The 1092-nt window shown below is 64.4% G+C and carries 1 protein-coding gene; it reads right to left on the reverse strand.

What is annotated here, in order from left to right; translation table 11 throughout:
- The coding region (xylA, locus tag AC3WJE_RS21035) for a xylose isomerase (RefSeq protein ID WP_493732791.1) at positions 1–1092 on the reverse strand (1092 nt) is incomplete at both ends.

Raw genomic sequence — 1092 nt, forward strand, 5'->3', positions numbered from 1 at the left:
AACGCGTCCATGCCGCCGATGTGGGCGATGAACAGATCCTGCAGATCGGTCGATTCACGGCGCGGCTTGGCGTCGAAGTTCAACCCGCCCTCTAGACCACCCTGGCGCAGCACCACCAGCATGGCGCCCACGGTGTCGTACAGATCGGTCGGGAACTGGTCGGTATCCCAGCCGTTCTGGGCGTTGCCGCGGTTGGCATCGATGCTGCCCAGCAGCCCGGCGTCGCTGGCCACCTGCAGATCGTGCTCGAAGGTGTGGCCCGACAGCGTGGCGTGGTTGGCCTCGATGTTGAGCTTGAAGTCCTTGTCCAGCCCGTACTGGCGCAGGAAGCCGGCCACGGTGGCGCTGTCGAAGTCGTACTGGTGCTTCATCGGCTCCATGGGTTTCGGCTCGATCAGGAAGTTGCCCTTCAGACCGATGCTGCGGCCGTAGTCACGGGCCACGGTCAGGAAGCGGGCGAAGTGCTCCAGCTCGCGCTTCATGTTCGTGTTGTGCAAGGACGCATAGCCTTCACGACCGCCCCAGAACACGTAATGCTCACCACCCAGCTCGACCGTGGCTTCCAGCGCCGCCTTGACCTGCACCGCCGCGCGCGCGACCACCGCGAAGTCCGGGTTGGTCGCCGCACCGTTCATGTAGCGCGGGTGGCTGAACAGGTTGGCCGTGCCCCACAGCAGCTTGATGCCACTGGCGTCCTGGCGGGCCTTGGCCAGCCCGACCAGGTGCTTGAGGTTCTTCTCGTACTCGCCGATGTCCTCCGCGTCCGGGGACAGGTCGATATCGTGGAAGCACCAGTACGGCGTGCCGAGTTTGGTGAAGAACTCGAAGGCGGCATCGACCTTGGCCTCGGCGGTGGCCAGCGGCGAACCGGCCTCCCACGGGAACTTGCGCGTACCCGGGCCGAACGGATCGGCACCGGCATTGCCGAAGGTGTGCCAGTAACAGGTGGCAAAGCGCAGGTGCTCGGCCATGGTCTTGTCGCCGATCTTCCTGTTGGCGTCGTAGACCTTGAAGGCCAGCGGATTGTCCGAATCGCGACCTTCGAATTTGATCTGGCCGATGCCGGGGAAGTATTCCTTGGCGCCGACGAAT

The organism is Pseudomonas sp. GW821-FHT07E12, assembly GCF_058986605.1.